At 73.4% G+C, this 20,127-nt stretch carries 19 protein-coding genes and 1 pseudogene; 9 read left to right on the top strand and 11 right to left on the bottom strand.

What is annotated here, in order from left to right:
• Window positions 1–277: 277 nt before the first annotated feature.
• Window positions 278–757: pseudogene (locus tag AB0D94_RS22825) on the bottom strand (transposase); the annotation flags it as partial.
• A gap of 57 nt (window positions 758–814) precedes the next feature.
• Here AB0D94_RS22825 and AB0D94_RS22820 point away from each other — a divergent pair.
• The 5 genes from AB0D94_RS22820 to hutH all read left to right on the top strand — a co-directional run bounded on the left by AB0D94_RS22820 (window position 815) and on the right by hutH (window position 7,071).
• Window positions 815–1,678, top strand: a complete 864-nt coding sequence (locus AB0D94_RS22820; protein WP_362054927.1) for a biotin--[acetyl-CoA-carboxylase] ligase — start codon at window positions 815–817, stop codon at window positions 1,676–1,678.
• 366 nt (window positions 1,679–2,044) lie between these two features.
• Window positions 2,045–3,139 (top strand): adenylate/guanylate cyclase domain-containing protein, encoded by a 1,095-nt coding sequence (locus tag AB0D94_RS22815; RefSeq protein ID WP_362055037.1) that lies wholly within the window; start codon window positions 2,045–2,047, stop codon window positions 3,137–3,139.
• A gap of 185 nt (window positions 3,140–3,324) precedes the next feature.
• Complete coding sequence (locus tag AB0D94_RS22810) at window positions 3,325–4,125, top strand: enoyl-CoA hydratase-related protein (RefSeq protein WP_362054925.1); 801 nt, start codon at window positions 3,325–3,327, stop codon at window positions 4,123–4,125.
• A gap of 179 nt (window positions 4,126–4,304) precedes the next feature.
• The gene (locus tag AB0D94_RS22805; RefSeq protein WP_362054923.1) at window positions 4,305–5,417 is read left to right on the top strand and encodes a GGDEF domain-containing protein; all 1,113 of its coding nucleotides are present in this window, start codon (window positions 4,305–4,307) and stop codon (window positions 5,415–5,417) included.
• Window positions 5,418–5,529: 112 nt separating this feature from the next.
• A complete protein-coding gene (gene hutH, locus AB0D94_RS22800) occupies window positions 5,530–7,071 on the top strand; it encodes a histidine ammonia-lyase (protein WP_362055035.1) in 1,542 nt (513 codons plus the stop codon).
• A gap of 89 nt (window positions 7,072–7,160) precedes the next feature.
• Here hutH and AB0D94_RS22795 read toward each other — a convergent pair whose 3' ends face one another.
• Window positions 7,161–7,535, bottom strand: a complete 375-nt coding sequence (locus tag AB0D94_RS22795; RefSeq protein WP_362054921.1) for a hypothetical protein — start codon at window positions 7,533–7,535, stop codon at window positions 7,161–7,163.
• Between the two features lie 107 nt (window positions 7,536–7,642).
• Between AB0D94_RS22795 and AB0D94_RS22790 the strand changes: the two genes are divergently transcribed.
• From AB0D94_RS22790 to AB0D94_RS22780, 3 genes are all read left to right on the top strand, one after another.
• On the top strand, window positions 7,643–7,984 hold the full coding sequence (locus tag AB0D94_RS22790) for a hypothetical protein (protein WP_362054919.1): 342 nt from the start codon (window positions 7,643–7,645) through the stop codon (window positions 7,982–7,984).
• Window positions 7,985–8,116: 132 nt separating this feature from the next.
• The gene (locus AB0D94_RS22785; RefSeq protein WP_362054917.1) at window positions 8,117–9,385 is read left to right on the top strand and encodes an Ig-like domain-containing protein; all 1,269 of its coding nucleotides are present in this window, start codon (window positions 8,117–8,119) and stop codon (window positions 9,383–9,385) included.
• 186 nt (window positions 9,386–9,571) lie between these two features.
• Window positions 9,572–10,531, top strand: coding sequence for a GNAT family N-acetyltransferase (locus AB0D94_RS22780; protein ID WP_362054915.1), 960 nt, complete (start codon window positions 9,572–9,574; stop codon window positions 10,529–10,531).
• 22 nt (window positions 10,532–10,553) lie between these two features.
• On the opposite strand, the gene AB0D94_RS22775 is transcribed toward AB0D94_RS22780, so the two are convergent.
• The 6 genes from AB0D94_RS22775 to AB0D94_RS22750 form a co-directional block, all read right to left on the bottom strand.
• A complete protein-coding gene (locus AB0D94_RS22775; protein ID WP_362055033.1) occupies window positions 10,554–10,907 on the bottom strand; it encodes a DUF6247 family protein in 354 nt (117 codons plus the stop codon).
• Between the two features lie 89 nt (window positions 10,908–10,996).
• Window positions 10,997–11,659 carry a peptide-methionine (S)-S-oxide reductase MsrA gene (gene msrA / locus AB0D94_RS22770; protein WP_362054913.1) on the bottom strand — a complete coding sequence of 221 codons (663 nt, stop codon included), beginning with the start codon at window positions 11,657–11,659 and terminating at the stop codon, window positions 10,997–10,999.
• A gap of 118 nt (window positions 11,660–11,777) precedes the next feature.
• Window positions 11,778–12,932 (bottom strand): hypothetical protein, encoded by a 1,155-nt coding sequence (locus AB0D94_RS22765; RefSeq protein WP_362054911.1) that lies wholly within the window; start codon window positions 12,930–12,932, stop codon window positions 11,778–11,780.
• The gene (locus AB0D94_RS22760) at window positions 12,929–14,527 is read right to left on the bottom strand and encodes a M48 family metallopeptidase (protein WP_362054909.1); all 1,599 of its coding nucleotides are present in this window, start codon (window positions 14,525–14,527) and stop codon (window positions 12,929–12,931) included. Before AB0D94_RS22760 ends, AB0D94_RS22765 begins: the two co-directional genes overlap by 4 nt.
• A 103-nt stretch (window positions 14,528–14,630) precedes the next feature.
• Entirely contained in the window at window positions 14,631–15,650 is a 1,020-nt protein-coding gene (locus AB0D94_RS22755; protein WP_362054907.1) for a hypothetical protein, read from the bottom strand.
• 289 nt (window positions 15,651–15,939) lie between these two features.
• Entirely contained in the window at window positions 15,940–17,046 is a 1,107-nt protein-coding gene (locus tag AB0D94_RS22750; RefSeq protein ID WP_362054905.1) for a hypothetical protein, read from the bottom strand.
• Window positions 17,047–17,139: 93 nt separating this feature from the next.
• Here AB0D94_RS22750 and AB0D94_RS22745 point away from each other — a divergent pair, with 93 nt between their 5' ends.
• A complete protein-coding gene (locus tag AB0D94_RS22745) occupies window positions 17,140–18,297 on the top strand; it encodes a cystathionine gamma-synthase (RefSeq protein ID WP_362054903.1) in 1,158 nt (385 codons plus the stop codon).
• 128 nt (window positions 18,298–18,425) lie between these two features.
• Here AB0D94_RS22745 and AB0D94_RS22740 read toward each other — a convergent pair whose 3' ends face one another.
• From AB0D94_RS22740 to AB0D94_RS22730, 3 genes are all read right to left on the bottom strand, one after another.
• Window positions 18,426–18,677, bottom strand: coding sequence for a hypothetical protein (locus tag AB0D94_RS22740; RefSeq protein ID WP_362054901.1), 252 nt, complete (start codon window positions 18,675–18,677; stop codon window positions 18,426–18,428).
• Window positions 18,674–19,141 carry a sigma factor-like helix-turn-helix DNA-binding protein gene (locus tag AB0D94_RS22735; protein ID WP_362054899.1) on the bottom strand — a complete coding sequence of 156 codons (468 nt, stop codon included), beginning with the start codon at window positions 19,139–19,141 and terminating at the stop codon, window positions 18,674–18,676. Before AB0D94_RS22735 ends, AB0D94_RS22740 begins: the two co-directional genes overlap by 4 nt.
• 77 nt (window positions 19,142–19,218) lie before the next feature.
• On the bottom strand, window positions 19,219–19,740 hold the full coding sequence (locus AB0D94_RS22730) for a MarR family transcriptional regulator (RefSeq protein ID WP_362054897.1): 522 nt from the start codon (window positions 19,738–19,740) through the stop codon (window positions 19,219–19,221).
• Window positions 19,741–20,127 lie beyond the last annotated feature (387 nt).

Raw genomic sequence — 20,127 nt, 5'->3', positions numbered from 1 at the left:
CCTGCGTGGTGTCAACGGCCTGGTCAATTGATTGACTACTGCTGGCTACTGGTGCGTAGCGTAACGGCGGGCATGGCGCTCGGCAGTGCGGCGTTTGACACACCTACTGTGGGTTGCTTGGCCTCGCCACCTTCCCTAAAGGGAGGGGATCCCACCCTCGCGGGTGGGGCTTCCTGCTTCGTCGCGCGCCGCCTCGTCCGGGAGGACTCCCTCCGAGGACTTACGCCCGCTCCACAGGCGGACACCGCCAGCCCGGCGGTCAGAAGGTCGATCGCCGCGGCTCGGCGCTGTCCGGGAGTGGGCGCGACCAGATGACGCGCAGTGGATCCGCCATCTTGGCGAGCGTGAGCTCACCGTTCCGGAAGCGGAAGGCGGAGCGGGTGTACTCGGCGCTTGCCCGGGACTTCCGCTTCGACTTGAAGCGCGGGTAGCGCGACCGTTTCCCCCAGAAAGCGACGAAAGCGCTCTGCAGGTGCCGCAGCGCCTGCTGGAGGGGCACGCAGGAGACCTCGCCCAGATAGGCCAGTCCCTCAGTCTGCTTCCACGCGGTGAGCATTGCCGAGGTCTGCGCGTAGTTCACCCGTTCCCGACGGGACCAGGCCTCGGCGCGGGCGGAGAGTGCCAGGTTGTAGACCTTCCGCACACACCCGAATGTCCGGGACAGCTCCGTTGTCTGCGCGTCGTCGGGGTAGAAACGGAACCTGAATGCCCTCTTTACCGCAGAATTCCCTACAGGCCGGAAGCTAGGGTCAGTCAAGATCCGAACGCAATCCCGGGTCAGAGGATGACACACGGCGACATAAGGAATCCGATCATGCCATCAGATGCCTCAGCAGGTGCTTCCGCCGGTCGTTGGTCGAGCCTGGAGCGGCCGCCCCTGAATGCCGCCGCTCTTCAGCGGGCCGTCGTCACCGAGGGCGGGCTGTGGACCTCCCTCGACGTGGTCGAGGCCACCGGGTCCACCAACAGCGACCTCGCCGCCCGGGCCGCGGGGCTGCCCGAGGGGGCCGTACTCGTCGCCGAGGAGCAGACCGCCGGGCGCGGGCGGCTCGACCGGAGCTGGGTCGCGCCGCCCCGGTCGGGGCTGTTCTTCTCCGTCCTGCTCAAGCCGGGCGACGCGGTCCCGCAGGAGCGGTGGGGCTGGCTGACCCTGCTGGCCGGGGTGGCCACCGCGACCGGGCTGTCCCGCGCGGCAGGCGTGGACACGGCCCTCAAATGGCCCAACGACCTGCTGGTCAGCGTGGACGGCGAGGAGCGCAAGACCGGCGGGATCCTCGCCGAGCGGGTCGCCGACGGCGTGGTCATCGGGATCGGGCTCAACGTCACCCTGACCGAGGACGAGCTGCCGGTGCCGGCCGCGGGCTCGCTCGCGCTGGCCAAGGCCTCCGTGACCGACCGGGACCCGCTCCTGAGGGCCGTACTGCGCTCCCTGGAGCAGTGGTACGGGAACTGGCGCGCCTCCGGCGGCGACCCGGCGGCCAGCGGCCTCCAGGAGACCTACGCGGCGGGCTGCGCCACCCTGGGCCGGCACGTCCGCGCGGAGCTGCCGGGCGGCCGCACGCTCACCGGAACGGCCGAAGCGGTCGACACCGAGGGCCGCCTGGTGATCCGTACGGCGGAGGGACAGCACGAGGCGGTCGGCGCGGGCGACGTGATCCACCTCCGTTCCGTGCACTGACCGCCCCCGTCCGGCCGGGGCCCGCACGGGCCGCACAGGGCCGGGCGGGCCGAAGGGATGCGACAGGGAGTGAGGGCGCCCGCGCGCAGGAGCGCACGAACCGGCGTGACGAGCGCGTACGCCCTCACGAGCCGGCGAAAGCCGCCCGGAGGCGGAGCGGCCCCCCGGGAGAGGGAGTGAGGTACGGCACACCTGCCGTATGGTTTAGGCGATCCCGGTCCTCTCGGTGATCAACCGGTTCGGCAGGGCAGTGCGCACGGAATGGACAGGAGGCGGCCCTTGACCGTCGACGACCCTTCGTCCAGCGCGTCCGCCGGAGCCGGTACGTCCGGATCCGGTGCGTCCGGATCCGGCCCGGTCACCCCCATCGGGCGTGACCAGCACACGCCCCACCACGAGGTCGACCACACGGCCCAGCCGACGGCCGACCCCCTCGCCATCCGTCTGGAACAGCTGATCCTGGGCGCCGAGCGCCGCTACACGCCCTTCCAGGCCGCCCGCAGCGCCGGTGTCTCCATGGAGCTGGCCTCGCGCTTCTGGCGGGCCATGGGCTTCGCCGACATCGGCCAGGCCAAGGCGCTGACGGAGGCCGACGTGCTGGCGCTGCGCCGGCTGGCCGGTCTGGTGGAGGCCGGGCTGCTGTCCGAGCCGATGGCGGTGCAGGTGGCGCGGTCCACCGGGCAGACCACGGCGCGGCTGGCGGAGTGGCAGATCGACTCCTTCCTGGAGGGGCTGACGGAGCCGCCGGAGCCGGGGATGACCCGTACGGAGGTCACGTACCCGCTGGTCGAGCTGCTGCTGCCGGAGCTGGAGGAGTTCCTCGTCTACGTGTGGCGGCGCCAGCTTGCGGCGGCCACCGGGCGCGTGGTGCAGGTGGCGGACGACGACGAGATGGTCGACCGGCGGCTCGCGGTGGGCTTCGCGGACCTGGTGGGCTTCACGCGCCTGACGCGGCGGCTGGAGGAGGAGGAGCTCGGCGAACTGGTCGAGTCCTTCGAGACGACGTCGGCGGACCTGGTGGCCGCGCACGGCGGCCGGCTGATCAAGACGCTCGGCGACGAGGTGCTGTACTGCGCCGACGACGCCGCGACGGCGGCGGAGATCGCGCTGCGGCTCATCGAGACCATGGAGGCGGACCCGCAGATGCCGGAGCTGCGGGTCGGGATCGCCTTCGGCACGGTGACGACGCGGATGGGCGACGTCTTCGGGACCACGGTGAACCTGGCGAGCCGTCTGACGTCGATAGCGCCGAAGGACGCGGTGCTGGTGGACGGGGCGATGGCCGAGGAGCTGGCCCGGACCGGGGCCGCGCCGGTGTCGGAGAAGGAGGCCGAGGCGGCGCCCGAGGAGGGCACGGCCTACCGCTTCGCGCTCCAGCCCATGTGGCAGCGGCCGGTCCGCGGGCTCGGGGTCGTGGAGCCCTGGTCGCTCACGCGGCGGAAGCGAGGGGGGCCCGGGTAGGCCGGGCCGGATCAGGGAGCGGCGTACGGCGCCGTGCATCGCGAGCCGAGGAGGGAGCCGATGCGGAGCATCGGCGACCGACGAGAACGCGGCGAGGCGGGTGCCGTAGGCCGTGAGCCCGGCGCGGCCTGCCCGGGACCCCCTAAGCTGCCCGGGTAACGCTCGTTAACCGGGAGGGTCGCAGGATGTCTGAGCAGCGCTTCGGAGAGTTCGTCGCGGTACGTCGGGAAGGTGACGGGCACGTCGCCGAGCTGGTCATGGACCGGCCCAAGGCGATGAACGCCGTGTCGACGGAGATGGCCCGCTCGATCGGGGCGGCCTGCGCGGCGCTGGCCGCCGATCCTTCCGTACGGGTGGTGGTGCTCTCCTCCAGCGCCGAGCGGGCGTTCTGCGTCGGCGCCGACCTGAAGGAGCGCAACTCGCTGTCGGACGCCGAGCTGGTGCGGCAGCGGCCGACCACGCGCGGGGCGTACGGGGGCGTGCTGGAGCTGCCGGTGCCCACCGTCGCGGCGGTGCACGGCTTCGCCCTCGGCGGCGGCTTCGAGCTGGCGCTGGCCTGCGACGTGATCGTGGCGGACGAGACGGCGGTGGTCGGCCTGCCGGAGGTGTCGGTGGGGGTGATCCCGGGCGGCGGGGGCACGCAGCTGCTGCCGCGCCGGGTGGGGGCCGCGCGGGCCGCCGAGCTGATCTTCACGGCGCGCCGGGTGGAGGCGGCCGAGGCGCTGGCCCTGGGCCTGGTGGACTCGGTGGTCGCGGCCGGGCAGGACACGGCCGAGGCGATGGCCCTGGCGTCCCGGATGGCGGCGAACTCCCCGGTGGGCCTGCGGGCGGCGAAGCGCGCGCTGCGGCTCGGGCACGGGATGGACCTGGCGGCCGGGCTGGAGATCGAGGACGCGGCCTGGCGGACGGTGGCCTTCTCGGGCGACCGGGCGGAGGGCGTGGCGGCGTTCAACGAGAAGCGCAAGCCGAACTGGCCCGGGCAGTAGTCCGGGCGGTGGTCCGGGCAGCAGCCCGTACCGCGGCGCCGGTCCGGTCGGTGGTCCCGGCATGAGCCCGCACCGCGGCGCCGGTCCGCACCCGGCCGCCGGTCACCGTCGGTGATCTTGGCGTACCGAATGCCGCGCCCGTTGTCACCAAATCGGACAAAACTCCCTAACCTGGGGTGATGGGAGTTGACGGGCGGCTACGAGCCGTCGTGGGCCTCGCGCAGGCGATGGCCGCGGCCTGCGCGCCGCGGGACAGTGTGCGAGCGGCCGCGCGGGGGGCACGGACGGCGCTGGACGGCTCGTTCGCCGCGATCTCCGCCTGGGAGCGGGAGCGGGGGCGCCTGCGGGTGCTGGTGAACGAGGGCGAGCGGAGGCCCGGGGAGGAGGAGTTCCCCGAGGACGAGTCCTATCCCGTGCACGACTTCCCCGAGATCACCGAGTTCCTGCACGAACGGTGGGCCGGCGGCGGCGGCCCCCACGCCTGGGTCGAGAACGCCGGCGGCGACCGGCCCGGACGCCGTGGCGAGGCCCTGCGCCGCCGCGGGCGCGGGACCTGCGTGGTGGCGCCCGTCGTGCTCAGCGGGCGCGCCTGGGGGGAGCTGTACGTCGCCCGGGACGAGGGGCTGCCCGACTTCGACGAGGACGACGCCGAGTTCGCGACCGTACTGGCCGCCGTGGTCGCCGCCGGGCTCGCGCAGAACGAGCGGCTGGAGGAGGCCCGGCGGCTCGCCTTCACCGACCCGCTGACCGGCCTCGCCAACCGGCGGGCGGTCGACATGCGGCTCGACGAGGCACTGGAGGAGCACCGGCGGACCGGGGTCGTGGTCAGCCTGGTGGTCTGCGACCTGAACGGGCTCAAGAAGGTCAACGACACCCTCGGCCACGCCATGGGCGACCGCCTGCTGGAACGCTTCGGCTCGGTGCTCAGCCTGTGCGGGGCCATACTGCCCGGCGCGCTGGTGGCCCGGCTCGGCGGCGACGAGTTCTGCCTGGTGGGGGTCGGACCGAGCGCCGACGAGGTGGTACGGGTCACCGAGGAGCTGTGCACCCGGGCTGCTGAGCTGGAGCTGGGCGAGGGCGTGGCCTGCGGGGTGGCGTCGACCGGGGACCCGATCGGGCTGGTGAAGTCCTCCCGGCGGCTGTTCCGGCTGGCCGACGCGGCCCAGTACAAGGCCAAGGCCGCGCGCTCGCCGAAGCCCGTCGTGGCGGGGCGGGACACCGCCGTGGTGCGGCTCGCCGACGCCGCGCAGGAGGGCACGGCCGACCGCCGCCGCTTCCGCGGGCGGGGTTAGTCACGGGGTCGGCGAGCCGGCGGTCCGGGTAAGGGGTCCTGCCGCGGCTGACTCGTGACGGAACAGGCTAGTGACATGTAGCGATTCAATCCGTAGGGTGCTGAATATGGATATGCACACTGTCGTGGTGGGGACGTCCGGGACCACTGCCGAGGACGTCATCGCCGTCGCCCGCGGCAACGCACGGGTCGAGCTGTCCGGCGAGGCGCTCGACGCCCTCGCCCGCGCCCGCGAGATCGTCGACGCCCTCGCGGCCAAGCCCGAGCCCGTCTACGGGGTGTCCACCGGGTTCGGTGCGCTCGCCTCCCGGCACATCAGCCCCGAGCTGCGCGCCCAGCTCCAGCGCAACATCGTCCGCTCGCACGCCGCCGGCATGGGCCCGCGCGTCGAGCGGGAGGTCGTACGCGCCCTGATGTTCCTCCGGCTCAAGACCGTCGCCTCCGGCCACACCGGCGTCCGGCCCTCCGTGGCCCAGACCATGGCCGACGTCCTGAACGCCGGGATCACCCCGGTCGTCCACGAGTACGGCTCCCTCGGCTGCTCCGGCGACCTCGCGCCGCTGTCCCACTGCGCGCTCGCGCTCATGGGCGAGGGCGACGCCGAGGGCCCGGACGGGACCGTCCGCCCCGCCGGCGAACTGCTCGCCGAAGCCGGCATCGAGCCCGTGGAGCTCCGCGAGAAGGAGGGCCTCGCCCTCCTCAACGGCACCGACGGCATGCTCGGCATGCTGGTCATGGCCCTCGCCGACCTCGGCAAGCTCTACACCTCCGCCGACATCACCGCCGCGCTGACGCTGGAGGCGCTGCTCGGCACCGAGAAGGTGCTCGCCCCCGAGCTGCACGCCATCCGCCCGCACCCGGGCCAGGGCGCCTCCGCCGCCAACATGGCCGCCGTGCTGAAGGGCTCCGGGCTCACCGGGCACTTCCAGGAGGAGTCCGCCCCGCGCGTGCAGGACGCGTACTCCGTGCGCTGCGCCCCGCAGGTCGCCGGCGCGGGTCGCGACACCATGGCGCACGCCGCCCTGGTGGCCTCCCGCGAGCTGGCCGCCGCCGTGGACAACCCGGTGGTCCTGCCCGACGGCCGCGTCGAGTCCAACGGCAACTTCCACGGCGCCCCGGTCGCCTACGTCCTGGACTTCCTCGCCATCGCGGCCGCCGACCTCGGCTCCATCGCCGAGCGGCGCACCGACCGGCTGCTCGACAAGAACCGCTCGCACGGACTGCCGCCCTTCCTCGCGGACGACGCGGGCGTGGACTCGGGCCTGATGATCGCCCAGTACACGCAGGCCGCACTGGTCAGCGAGATGAAGCGGCTCGCGGTGCCCGCGTCCGCCGACTCCATCCCCTCCTCCGCCATGCAGGAGGACCACGTCTCCATGGGGTGGTCGGCCGCGCGCAAGCTCCGTACGGCGATCGACAACCTGACCCGGATCGTCGCGATCGAGCTGTACGCGGCCACCCGCGCCATCGAGCTGCGCCACGGGCTCACCGCGGCCCCGGCCAGCCTGGCCGCGATCGGGGCCGCCCGTGCGGCGGGTGTCGAGGGTCCCGGGCCGGATCGTTTCCTCGCCCCCGACCTGGCCGCGGCCGACGCGTTCGTACGCAGCGGCGCGCTCGTCGCCGCCGTGGAGACGGTGACGGGTCCGCTCGCCTGACCGGCGCCGTACGCAGAGTCACCAGGGCCGTCCTCCGGGGCGGCCCTTTCCCGTACCCGGGCCTGGCGGGGCGTACGGGACGAGGGGGTCTACAGGGCGCGGGAGCGGCGTACCGAGAAGACCACGGAGCCCGCGCCCAGGCCCAGGCAGAGCGTGCCGCCGAGCAGGTAGGGAGTGGTGTCGAGGGAGCCGGTGTCGGCGAGGGAGAGCGGGGCCTGCGCGGCCGTACGCGGCGCCGTGCCGGCGCCGGGGCCCTGGCCGGAACCCGAGCCGGCGCCGGAGTCGGAACCGGAAGCCGAACCGGAAGCGGCCGGGTCGGCGGCGGCGCTGTCGGCCGCCCCGGGCGCGCCGGAAGAGCCCGCCGTGTGCCCGGGTGCGGCCGCGCCCGCGGAGGGCACGAACCAGAGGGCGGCGAGGAGGGTGGTCGCTCCGAGAGCGGTGAGCAGCGGACGACGTGCGGACACGGTGCGATCCCCCTTGTGGCAGCAGCGAATTGGCCGTGTGCGGTGATGCTACGGAAAGGGGCGGGTCGTGGGAAAGCCGGGGGTTCCGCGGGCTTACGCTCCGTCGTATGAACCCTTCTGAGACATCACGATTCGTACGGCTTCGGGTGGATTTGGTGCTGGAGGTGCCTGATCCGCAGGCACTCACCGGAGCCGCACTCGACCACATCAAGGCCGACGAGTTCATGCCGGACGACGAGCGCGGCCACGCCGAATCCGCCGTCCGGGAGGACGAGTCGGAGGCCCTGGCCTACCTGGTGGACCCCACCGACCTGGTCGCCGACATCCCCGGGGTGGAGCTGGCCCAGGCCTCCTGGAGCAGCGAGCCCGTCGAATACGACCCCGAGTCCATGGAGTGGGACCTCGACGGGGAAGATGGGGAGTTCGACGAAGAGAACGACAACGCCTGACCGTGGGGTTGCCCACATTCGAACGGAATGTGGAACCGATCCGCGACGTTAACGCGTTGTCAGGGCGAGGCAGGGGGTGCGTCCCCCTGCCCGGCCAGCCCCGGGACGGCAGCCTCGGGGTTTCCGGCAACGATGGAGTGGCGTGTGAGGACGGACAGCAAGCGACGGAGAAGGTCCCTGGTGGCCGTATCCGCCGTGCTCGGCGGCGTACTGATGCTTTCGGCGTGCAACGACGGGGGCGGTGAGCCGAAGGGGAACGGCGAGGCCAGCAAGTCCCAGGCGGAGGTGGACGCGGCGGCGGCGAAGGATGCCTCCAAGGCCCGAATAGCCATCGCGCCCAAGGACGGCTCCACCAACGTCCCCCTGAACGACGGGGCCGGGGTCACCGTCAGCGACGGCACGCTCACCAAGGTCGAGCTGAAGACCAGCGAGGGCGCGGCCGTGGCCGGCAAGATAGCCGCCGACGGCAAGAGCTGGAAGCCCGACGCCGCGCTGAAGCGCTCCACGAAGTACGCCCTCGCGGCGACCGCGAAGGACGAGGCCGGGCGCGAGGCGCACGAGAACTCCTCCTTCACCACCCTCTCCCCGGAGAACAGCTTCATCGGCTCGTTCGTCCCGGAGGAGGGCCAGACCGTCGGCGTGGGCATGCCGGTCTCCCTCACCTTCAACAAGCCGATCAAGGACCAGAAGGCCGTCCAGGCGGCCATCTCCGTCTCCTCCAGCAGCGGCCAGGAGGTCGTCGGTCACTGGTTCGGCAACCAGCGCCTCGACTTCCGCCCCGAGCAGTACTGGCAGGCGAACTCCACCATCACCCTGAAGCTGGAGCTCCAGGGCGTGCAGGGTGCACCCGGTATCACGGGCGCCCAGAACAAGACCGTCACCTTCAAGGTCGGCCGGAGCCAGGTCTCCACCGTCGACGTGAAGGCGAAGACGATGACGGTCACCCGGGACGGCGCGGTCCTCAAGACCATCCCGATCTCGGCCGGTGCCCCGGCGAACCCCACGTACAACGGCCAGATGGTGATCTCCGAGAAGTTCAAGGAGACCCGGATGGACGGCGCCACCGTCGGCTTCAAGAACGAAGAGGGCAAGGGCGAGTACGACATCAAGGACGTCCCGCACGCGATGCGGCTGTCCACCTCCGGCACCTTCATCCACGGCAACTACTGGGGATCCGACTCGATCTTCGGCAAGGTGAACACCAGCCACGGCTGTGTCGGTCTGAACGACGCCAAGGGCGCCAACGACCCCGACCAGCCCGGCGCGTGGTTCTTCGACAACTCGCTCATCGGCGACGTGGTCACCGTGGTCAACTCCCCGGACAAGACCATCAAGCCGGACAACGGCCTCAACGGCTGGAACATGAGCTGGGCGGAGTGGAAGGCCGGCGCGGCCTCCTGACGGCACGGCACATCCGACGGCGGACGGCCGGGAACCCCAAGGGGTCCCGGCCGTCCGCCGTTGCGGTATCCCAGGTATCCCAGGTATCCCAGGTATCCCAGAGATCCCGGGTGACCGTGCCCGGGCGGGGCCGTGACGGAGGAAATCCCGGGGCACTGCGACCAGGCCCGCTTTAGGGTCGGGGACATGACGATCCGTTCCCTGACCCTGCCCCCTTCCGACGCGGAGGTGGACGGCTGGCAGGCGGTGCTGGCCGCCGCCGCGGCCGCCGACCTGCCCGGCCCGCCGCCGCCCGCACGGGTGGAGACCGCCGGGCGGCTGGGCGTGGCGCCGGTCCGCGGCCGCCCCGTGCTGCTGGCGGCGGACGAAGGGGCGGGCGTGGCGGGCCTGCTGCTGTTCTCGGAGGAGGCCAACCGCCACACCGCGTTCCTGGACGTGCTGGCCGTACGCCCGGACGCGCGGCGGCGGGGCGTGGGCACGGCCCTGTGGGAGCGGGTCCGCGAGGAGCTGCTCGCGGACGGCCGGACCTCGGTCGCCACCATGCTCGACCTCGGGGGACCCGGGCAGGCCTTCGCGGAGTCCCTCGGCTTCGAGAACGTCCTGCCGATGGCCTCGTACGTACAGGACGTGCCGGAGCCGCGGGCGGTGGAGGTCCCGGCCACGCCGGGCTACACCCTGCTGGCCTGGCCCGGCCTGACCCCGGACGACTGGGTGCGGGCCCAGGCCGTGGCCCACGCGGCGATGGAGGACGCGCCCACCGGGGACATGGACCAGCACATCCACGACGGGGGCGCGGAACGGCTGCGCGCCGTGCAGCGGCTGGCCCTCGACCGGGGCGGTGAGCTCACCACCGTCGCGGCGGTGACCGACGCGGGCGAGGTGGCCGCGTACACGGTCCTCGTCCTGCCCGACCCGTCCGGCCCGCGGGCCGTCCAGTACGACACGGTCGTCGTCCCCGGCCACCGCGGCCACGGCCTCGGCCGCGCGGTGAAGCAGCACATGCTGCGCGATGCGGCCGGGCGGTTCCCCGCACTGCGCACGATCGCCACGACGGTGGCGGACGAGAACACCCCGATGCGGACGGTGAACGAGGCCCTGGGCTACCGGCGCGAACGCGGCACGGCCGTGTTCCAGTGCAAGATCTAGGACCGCCGGAGCCAGATGCCGCTCACGGCCGGGGCGCGGTGAGGGCGGTGTGGGCCGCGTCGAGGATTCTGCCGATCTCGGCGGCCGCCCGTCGGACCTGTGCCACGTCACCGGTGGCCGCCGTGTCCTCCCAGCGGCGCAGCTCCGCGGCGAGATGCGGCTGGCGCTGGATGTGCACGTAGGCAGCCCACTGCGTGATGAACCGTTGCAGGGGTGCCAGGTCGGAGCCCTGCCGGGACTGGTCGGCGGCCTCGTCCAGTTCGCGGGTGAACGAGGGCAGCGCGGCCGGGGCGATCTGCGCGACGGCCTGCCGCAGCGCGGTCACGGTGGCGGGCGGCTGCGGGATGAGCGCCTGCCCGGCGGTGGAGGTCGACACGGTTGCTCCCATGGGCGAGATTCTGGGCCCCGGCGTCAGCGTACCCAGCGGAACGTCCGGGGCCCCACTCGAAAGGATGAGCCAGGTGGCTACTCCGCCGCTGCCACGCCGATCGGGCAGGAGACGCCCGTGCCGCCGATGCCGCAGTAGCCCGACGGGTTCTTGTCGAGGTACTGCTGGTGGGCGGCCTCCGCGGGCCAGAAGGGGCGCTCCGACGCGGGCAGGACGGCCGTGGTGATCTCGCCGTAGCCCGAAGCCGTCAGGACCTGCTGGTAGGCCGTGCGGGAGGCCTCGGCCGTCGCCTGGTGGGCGGGGGAGTGGGTGTAGACCGCCGAGCGGTACTGGGTGCCCACGTCGTTGCCCTGGCGGAAGCCCTGCGTGGGGTCGTGGGACTCCCAGAACAGCTTCAGCAGAGCCGCGTAGGAGACGGTCTCGGGGTCGAAGACCACGCGGACGACCTCGGTGTGGCCGGTCAGGCCCGAGCAGACTTCCTCGTAGGTCGGGTTCTCCGTGAAGCCGCCCTGGTAGCCGGCCAGGGTGGTCCACACCCCCGGGGTCTGCCAGAACTTGCGCTCGGCGCCCCAGAAGCAGCCCAGCCCGAAGTCGGCGACCTCCAGGCCGGCGGGGTACGGGCCCGACAGCGGGTTGCCGAGGACCGTGTGGCGGTCGGGGACGGGGAACAGCGGCTCGGGGCGGCCCTTCAGGGCCTCCTCGCGGGTGGGGAGCTCGGGCGTGCGGCGGTACGAGAACATGGATTCCCTCCTTGTGGGAGTGTCAACGGAAGCGGGCGGGCGGGGATTCCCCGGCCCGCCCTCCCGCCCCCGTCACGTCACCTGCCGTGCGCGCGGCGCGCGCTCACGACGTCGGCGCTCACGCGTCCCGCGCCACCAGGGAAACCGCGAAGTTGCGCGCGTACAGGTAGCGGCGCTTCGGCGTCCCCGAGTACGACCACGGCATGGCGCCGATGTGGCCGTCGATGTGGCGGAACTGCTCGACCGCCTCCGCGTCCCGGTCCTGCCAGAACAGCAGGAACGCCAGCATGTGCCGCATCAGCGGCGCCTGCGGGTGGTCGGCGCCGGCCGCCGCCAGGTCCGCGAGCGCCGCGTCCACGGCGGCGAGGATCTCCGGCTCCTTGTAGTAGGTGTCGACCGAGAGGTCGTCCTCGTCCGTCTGCTTCTCGAAGTGCGCGATCAGCGGCAGCAGCGACAGCAGGTCACCGGGCTCGCCCGCGGCCGCCGACTTCTGGGCGAAGGCGAGGGCCAGCTCGTGCGACCCGCGCCACTTCCGGCACCAGAACTGCAGGGCGGTGTAGTGCGCCCACAGCACCTTCGGGTCGCGCCGGGTGATCTGCTCCCACAGCTGCTGGTAGCGCTCGTGCGAGTAGCCCAGGCCGAACGCGATGGGCTGTTCCACGATGTACGGGGTCGGGTCCACGGGATCGGCCAGCCGCTGGGCCTCGTGCGCGTCCTCCTGCGCCTTGGCCAGCAACTGGTGGAAGAGCCGGAACTGCTCCTGGGTGGTGTGGTCGGCGCGCAGGGAGCCGCGTACGTTCCAGGCGACCTGCACCGAGGTGTCGGCGTTGACCACCGCGGCCGTGGGGTCCGAGGGCCGCGCCGCGCGCCAGGCCAGCAGCCACGCGTCGTCCTCGGCGGCCGCCTCGGCCAGCGGGCGCACCCGCTCCATCCGCTCCTGCCAGTCCTGCCCGGCCGCCTCGACGTAGGCGGCCGCCGCCTCCCAGTCGCCCGACGCGGCGGCCGCCAGCACGGCGGTCCGCTCCGGCGGCACGGGCGCCGGGTTGTCGGTGTCGAGGTCGGCCTCCGGTACGAAGCCCTGCGCGACGGCCGTGGCCGCCCGCTCGGCCTCCTCCGCGTCCTCCTGCTCGGTCTCGATGGTCTGCGTCCGGGCGTTCAGGACGCCGATCTCGGCTTCGAGGGCCTTGGCCTTGCGGATGTAGTAGACGCCGCGCAGGATCTTGAAGGCTCCGGCGAGGAGGATGACGCCGAATACGGCGAGGGCGATGATCACGGGGCAAGAACCAGCTTTCTCAGGGGTTCGGTGTCGACCTGGTCGGCGGTCACGGCGTCCAGGGCCGGGCCGAGCTCGTCCTCGAAGCCGGGGACGGGGTAGGTGAGGGTGGCCGAGTCGGCCCAGGACATCTGCCAGCGGGCCGCGCCGCGCGCGGTCAGCTCGACGGTGACCAGCTGGTTCAGGGCGCCGCGCAGGACGGGGCGGGCGAACTCGCGGGCCGTGCGGCCGGTGGCCGCCTGCGCCTTCTCGGATTTCGGGAACCGGTCGGTGATCCGCCAGCGCACGGCCTGGTCGGCGTCGATGGCGTCCAGCAGCGTGCCCAGGTCCGGGCCCGCCGCCTCGGCGGTGAGGACCTCGCGGACGTCCTGCGCGCCCTGGCCGACGTACAGGGTCATCGACGCGTGGACGAGCTCGTCCCAGCCGACCCGCTCGAGCGCGAGGGCCTCCGGGGCGAGGACGGCCTGCTCCAGCGCGACCAGCGCCGCGTCGGCGTCCGACAGCAGGTCCAGGGCCGGGCGGGCGCCCTGGCCGGTGCGGCCGTCGTCGGGCAGCGCCTCGATGCGGGCCACGCGGTCGGCGAGCGCGGGGTGGGAGTCGTAGGGGGAGGCGGGCTCGGTGGGCAGCTCCTCGCGCAGGTCGTCCAGCTCCTGCGAGCGGGCGTCCAGCAGATTGCGCAGGCCGCCGAAGACCTGGCCGGGCAGGGGCAGCAGGCCGGCGCCGACGCCGAGGGTGGCGTACGAGCCCATGTAGAACTCGTGCGCCGAGCCCAGGGCGCCCAGCTCGCGCAGCGCGGAGGCGGCGGAGTCGCGCCCGGCGACGCGGACCGAGGCGAGGTCGGCGGCGAGCTCCTGGCGGCGGGCGGAGGAGAGGGTGGCCCGCATGTAGAACTTGGCGTACGCCGTGTAGAGCTTGGCCATGGCGCGGTACATCGCGCCGTCGCCCGTGGTGTCGACCTCCTTGGCCTTCTTGCCCTTGGCGATCCGCTTCTCGGCCTTCTTCTCCTGCTTCGCGCGCTCCTTGGCGACCTTGTTCTCGGCGCGGGCGTTGAAGTGCTCGATGGTGCGGATCAGCTGGGCGCGGCCGCGGGCGATGAGCGGGGTCAGACGGGTGTCGAGGTTGGCGTAGTGGCCCATCTCGTGGGCGAGCACTGCCCGCAGCTGCATCTCGTCCAGGCCCGTCATCAGCGGCAGGCCGATGTACAGGTGCCGGGTGCCGGAGCGCAGGCCCAGCAGCTCGGCGTCCTCGCTGACTGCCGCGTTGACCTCGTCGATCAGCACGATCTCGTCGGGGGCGCGGGTGCCGACCTGCTCCGCGACCTCGCGCACGGCCTGCCACAGGGCGGGCTCCTGCGCCTCGGTGACGGGGACGCCGGCCGGCGGTTCGCCCTTGGGGGTGCGCAGCATGAACATGCCGCGCACGATCGGCACCGCGAGGACGGCGGAGACGATGAGGACCTTGACGGCGGCCGGGCCGTGCAGCCAGGTGACGGCGGCCAGGTCGGCGCCGGCGAGGACGGCCAGCAGGACGAGGCCGAGCAGGTAGAAGCCTGCGAGCAGGACGAGGGCGCGCGAGGCGCGCAGTGAAGCGCCCATATGGACAGATCCCCCCACGGGACGAAGACGAAGACGAAGACGGAGACGGAAAAGGGAGTAAGGAGGTGAAGGAGGTGCTCGCGCCGTTGGGCGGTCGCGGCCCTCAGCCGCGGGCGCCGTGGGCGGCGAGGCCCCTGGCGAGGTCGAAGGCCGCCACCGGGCCCGCCGGGTCGGCGTTCCACGGCGCGGCCCCGCAGTACGGGCCGATCCTGCGGAACTGCTCCAGCGCGGCGCCGGGCAGCCCCGAGCGCAGCAGTTGGTCCGCGAGCAGGTGGCGCAGCCGCGGCAGGTCCTCGTGGTCCTCCCGTACGGTGTCCAGCCGTTCGGCCACGGCCGTCAGCAGCGCCGGGTCCGCGGCGGGCCGCTTCGTACGCAGTTCGGTGAGGGCGTGCAGGTAGATCCCGGGCAGGGTGCTTCCGGCCGGGGCGCTCAGGGCGGCACGCCGGGCGAAGTCCAGCATCGCCTCGTCGGAGCCGCCCCATTTGGCACACCAGTACTGGAGGGCCTGCCAGTGGGCGGCGGTGTGGTGCGGGGCCCGCTTGGTCAGGTTGCGCCACAGGTCGCCGAACTGGCCGCGCGAGTAGCTCATCGCCCGTGCCGCCGTGATCATGACGACCCAGGGGCCCGGGTCGGCGGGGGCCAGCTCGGAGGCCCGCTGTGCGGCGGCCATCACGGCCGGCAGCGTCGCCATGAACTGCCGCATGTCCCCTTCGGGCACGTCCCTGGCGTACGCCGAGCCGCGTACGGCCCAGGCGCGGCGGAGGAGTTGCTGCGCGTGCACGGTCGCGGCGTCCGCGTCGGAGGGCTCGGCCGTGCGCCAGTCGGTGAGCCAGCGGTCGTCGGACTCGGCGAGCCGGAGCAGCAGTTCCAGCCGGGACCAGCGGTCGTCCCAGTCGGCCGGCGGCGCGGCCCGGACGTGGGCGGCGGCCGGGCGCCAGTCGCCCTCGTACGCGGCGTCGGCGACGCGGCGGCGCTCGGCGCGCAGGCCGGGGCCGGTCTCGGGGCCGCCGCGCCGCGGGTCGAGCTGTTCGCGGGGGACGAGGCCGAAATCGGCGGGTACGAACCGGGTGCGCGCCCACCGATTGGCGAGGATGCCGGGGCGCCGGTTCCGCAGGGAGATCACGGCCGGAATCATGCGGCCTGAAGGTCACTTACAGCAACTTTATTGGCCAACGATTTCCGCTGGTGGGGCGCGGCCGCCGGCGGGCGGCCCCGCCCAGCAGACCGGCGGCTCGCCTGCGGCGGCTCTGGAGGGGCGAGCCCGGCGCGCGAGTTGCCGTACGGGGGCCTCGGTACGGCGCCAGTCGGCCGGTGGCCCGGGTGGCATTGCCCTCCGGGGGCGGCGGCCCCGGAGCCCGCCCCGGCGCGGCGGAACCCGTACGGAGGCCCGCCCCGGCGGCAGCCGCACGCCGTCAGTGCGGAAGCGTCGCCGGGGAGCCGCCGTTCGCCTCGTACCCCGCCACCGCCAGCGCCCGGAACACCGCGTACTGCGCCGCCGGGTCCCCCGAGGCCGACCACGGCAGCGCGCCGACGCAGCCGTCCACGTGCCGCACCTGCTCCATGGCCTCCGCCCAGCGCTCCATGTGGACCAGGAACATCAGCAGCATGTGCCGTACGTGAGCCAGCATCGGATCGTCCTGCCGTGCCGTGTGCACCGCGTACAGCGCGCCCTCCACCGCCCGCGTCACGACCGCGCTCTGGTAGAAGCTCCCGCTCAGCACCAGGTCCGGGGTGTTCTCGTACACGGCGAACAGCGGCAGCGCCGCCAGCAGCGAGCCCTGCGGGGCGCGGGCCGCGGCCGCGTGCGAGAAGGCGTCGGCCTTCTCCCGCGAGCCGTGCCACTTCTCGCCCCAGTAGTGCAGCGCGGCCAGGTGCGCGCCCATGTGCGCCGGCGCCACGTCGATCACCTTCGCCCACAGGGCGTCGAACTCCGCCTCCGAGTATCCGAGGCCGCGCGCGATCGCCAGCTCCGCGATGTGCGGGACCGGGTCGCCCGGCGCCAGCAGCGCGGCCTTGCGGCACGCGTCCCGCGCCTCCTCCAGGATGATCCGGTGGTCGGCGGAGCCCACCCCGCCCGACTGCCGCCAGGCCTGCTGCACCAGCAGCTCGGCGTGCACCTGCGCGCCGCCCGCGTCCTTCTCCGCCTCCAGCCGCCACGCCTTGAGCCACTGCGCGCCCGCACCGGGCTGCTGCGCGAGCTCCAGCGCCGCCGCCCCGCCGAAGGCCTGCACGCGCTGCCAGCGCTGCTCGCCCTCCTTCGGGGTCCCGGCGAGCAGCTGCGAGGCCGCCTGCCACGTGCCGCTGCGCTGGACGTTGCCCAGGGCGTCCATCAGGTCCTCGTCGGGCCCGGGCACCCGGATGTCGAGCTGCTCCTGCCGGACGAATCCGTAGTTCTCGGGGTCGGCGGCGTCGGGGCTGCCGGGCGCGACCTGACGGATACCGCCGCGGCTACGCCGTACGTAGGGAGCGGCGATCGCCACGAGAAGGCCGATCGCGAACAGGAACAACAGAATCTCCATGCCTCCAAGCGAACCAGACGCAGGGCACCCGAGGCCAACAGGGGGTGGCCGCCAGGTGGGGCAGGCGCTCCGGACGGGGCATAGCATCTGCCCATGAGCGACGACAGCCACGAGCACCAGAGCTTCGAGACCCGCGCGATCCACGCGGGCAATACGGCCGACCCCCTGACCGGCGCGGTCGTACCGCCGATCTACCAGGTCTCCACGTACAAGCAGGACGGCGTCGGAGGACTGCGCGGCGGCTACGAGTACAGCCGCAGCGGCAACCCGACCCGCACCGCGCTGGAGGAGAACCTCGCGGCGCTGGAGGGCGGCCGGCGCGGCCTCGCCTTCGCGTCGGGGCTCGCCGCAGAGGACTGCCTGCTGCGTACGCTGCTCTCCCCGGGCGACCACGTGGTCATCCCGAACGACGCCTACGGCGGCACCTTCCGCCTCTTCGCGAAGGTCGTCTCCCGCTGGGGCGTCGAGTGGTCGGTGGCCGACACCTCCGACCCGGCGTCCGTACGCGCCGCCCTCACCCCCAAGACCAAGGTCATCTGGGTCGAGACCCCCTCCAACCCGCTGCTCGGCATCACCGACATCGCCGTCGTCGCCGACATCGCGCGGACGGCCGGCGCCAAGCTGGTCGTGGACAACACCTTCGCCTCCCCCTACCTCCAGCAGCCGCTCGCGCTCGGCGCGGACGTGGTCGTGCACTCGCTGACCAAGTACATGGGCGGCCACTCCGACGTGGTCGGCGGCGCGCTGGTCACCGCCGACGCGGCGCTGGGCGAGGAACTGGCCTACCACCAGAACGCGATGGGCGCCGTGGCCGGGCCCTTCGACTCCTGGATCGTGCTGCGCGGCATCAAGACCCTGGCCGTGCGCATGGACCGGCACGCGGAGAACGCGGCGAAGGTCGCCGAGATGCTGACCCGCCACCCCAAGGTCACTCACGTCCTCTACCCGGGCCTGCCCGAGCACCCGGGCCACGAGATCGCCGCGAAGCAGATGCGCAACTTCGGCGGGATGATCTCCTTCCGGGTCGCGGGCGGCGAGGAGGCGGCGGTCGAGGTCTGCAACCGCGCCAAGCTCTTCACCCTGGGCGAGTCCCTGGGCGGCGTCGAGTCCCTCATCGAGCACCCGGGCCGGATGACCCACGCCTCGGTGGCCGGCTCGGCCCTGGAGGTCCCGGCGGACCTGGTCCGCCTCTCGGTGGGCATCGAGAACGCGGACGACCTGCTCGCCGACCTCACCCAGGCCCTGGGCTGACACCTTCCGGCCCGCTGAAACCTTCCCGCCGGACACCCGGCGGGAAGGGACCGGCGCTCGCCGGCCTCCAGTGACCGGCGCTCACCGGCTCGCCACGGCCGGGGCTCACCAGTCGTCAGGGCCGGCGCTCACCAGCCCTCCAGGGGCGGGGAGATGCCGCTCGACGGCGTGACCCACGGCTGGGTCAGCGAAGCCCACACCGCGAAGGCCACCGCCGCCGCGAAGAGCACCGCCCACCCCAGCCGCCGCAGCGCCCGGCGGCGGCGCAGCAGCCGGTCGCCCCGCGCGGCAGCCCCGGCCGCCAGATCGGCCGGCACCACCGGCTGCGGGCCTTCCATCAGCCGCCTGACCTGCGCCTCCTTGCGGTCCGAGGGGCTCATGCGGCGCCCGCCGCACCCGTGCCGGAGGCGGGAGGCGCCACCCCGCCGGGGCCGGACCGCAGCGCGTGCACGGCCCGGTTGCACAGCACCCGGACCCGCTCGGCCGGCAGCCCCAGCTGCGCCGCCGTGACCTCCTCCGCGACCCCTTCGTAGATCCGCAGGACGAGCACGAGCCGCTCCGCCGGGCTCAGCCGCGCCAGCACGCCGACGCCCCCGTGGTGGCGCCAGCCGGTACGGGCGAAGGCGGTGCACAACTCCTGGCGCGTGTAGTCGTACGGGTCGTCCCCGCGCAGGCGCCGCCAGTTGGCGTACGTACGGGCCAGCGCGCCGCCCAGCAGCCGGCGCGCGGCGGTGGCCTCGGTCTCCGCCTCGGCGGTCAGCAGGACCGCGACACGCAGGAGCCGCCCCGCCGCACCCGCGACGAAGGCCTCGAACTCCCCGTAGGGACCCGGCTGTTGCTCCACAGCCCACATAGTGCGGCCTGCGGGTCCACCCGGGTCAAGAGGTCGGACGCAGCTGCCTCACGGCAGGTCCCACGCGCTCAGGACGCCGGGCCGGCCTCGGCCACGGCCGCCATCAGCTCCGACAGCGACAGGTTGAAGCGGGTCAGCAGCCCGGTGAAGGACTCGCGCTCCTCCTGGCTCCAGCCCTCCGTCACCCGGGCCATCAGCTCGCGCCGCGAGGAACGGACCTCCTCCAGCCGCGCGAGACCGCGCGGGGACAGCGCGAGGACCACGGCCCGGCCGTCCTCGGGGTGCGAGGTCCGCTTGACCAGACCGCTGTCGACGAGCGGCGCGACCTGCCGGGTGACGGTGGAGGAGTCGATGCCCATGCCGCCGGCGAGCGCCTTGACGCCCATCGGGCCTTCCAGGTCGAGCCGGTTCAGCAGGAGGTAGGCGGCGCGGTCCATCGAGTTGCGGGCCTGGCCGACACCGCCGAGGCGGGTCTGCTCGGCGCGGCGGGCGAAGACCGCCACCTGGTGCTGGAGCGCGTCGAGGAGACCGGCTTCGGCGGGTGCTCCGGCCGCCGTGGGCAGGTCGGAATTGGCCGGGATGGAAGGCATGGCCGTGGGCTCTCTTCGCGTGGGTCCGACAAGGATGGGGGACAGAGTACGCGGCCGTGCGGCGGCTCGTACGCCCCGTTTGAGAACTGATACGGCGGGTGAGGAGCGAGGCCGGGGGCCCGCCCGGGATGGCCGGATTTCGCCTGCCGTGTCGCCTGGCGGCGAGCGCGTGCCCGTCGAGGCTCAGCCCCATCCAGCTTCGGCCCCCCTCCAGCCCCGTAGGCGTTTGAGGCTCAGCCTCCTCCGGCCCCGCAGGCGTTTGAGGCGCGGGGTCTGGGGCGGCGCCCCAGGAAACCCGGCTCCGCCGGGCACCGGGCTCTGCCCGGACCCGCGCCTCAAACGCCGGCGGGGCTGAACATGCCTGGCGGAGCCGGGGCTGCGGAGGGA

This window comes from Streptomyces sp. NPDC048255, from assembly GCF_040652415.1.
In the GTDB taxonomy this organism is placed as follows: Bacteria; Actinomycetota; Actinomycetes; order Streptomycetales; family Streptomycetaceae; genus Streptomyces.
Note: the sequence above shows the minus strand (reverse complement) of the source record. Positions and strands in the feature narration are given on the sequence as shown.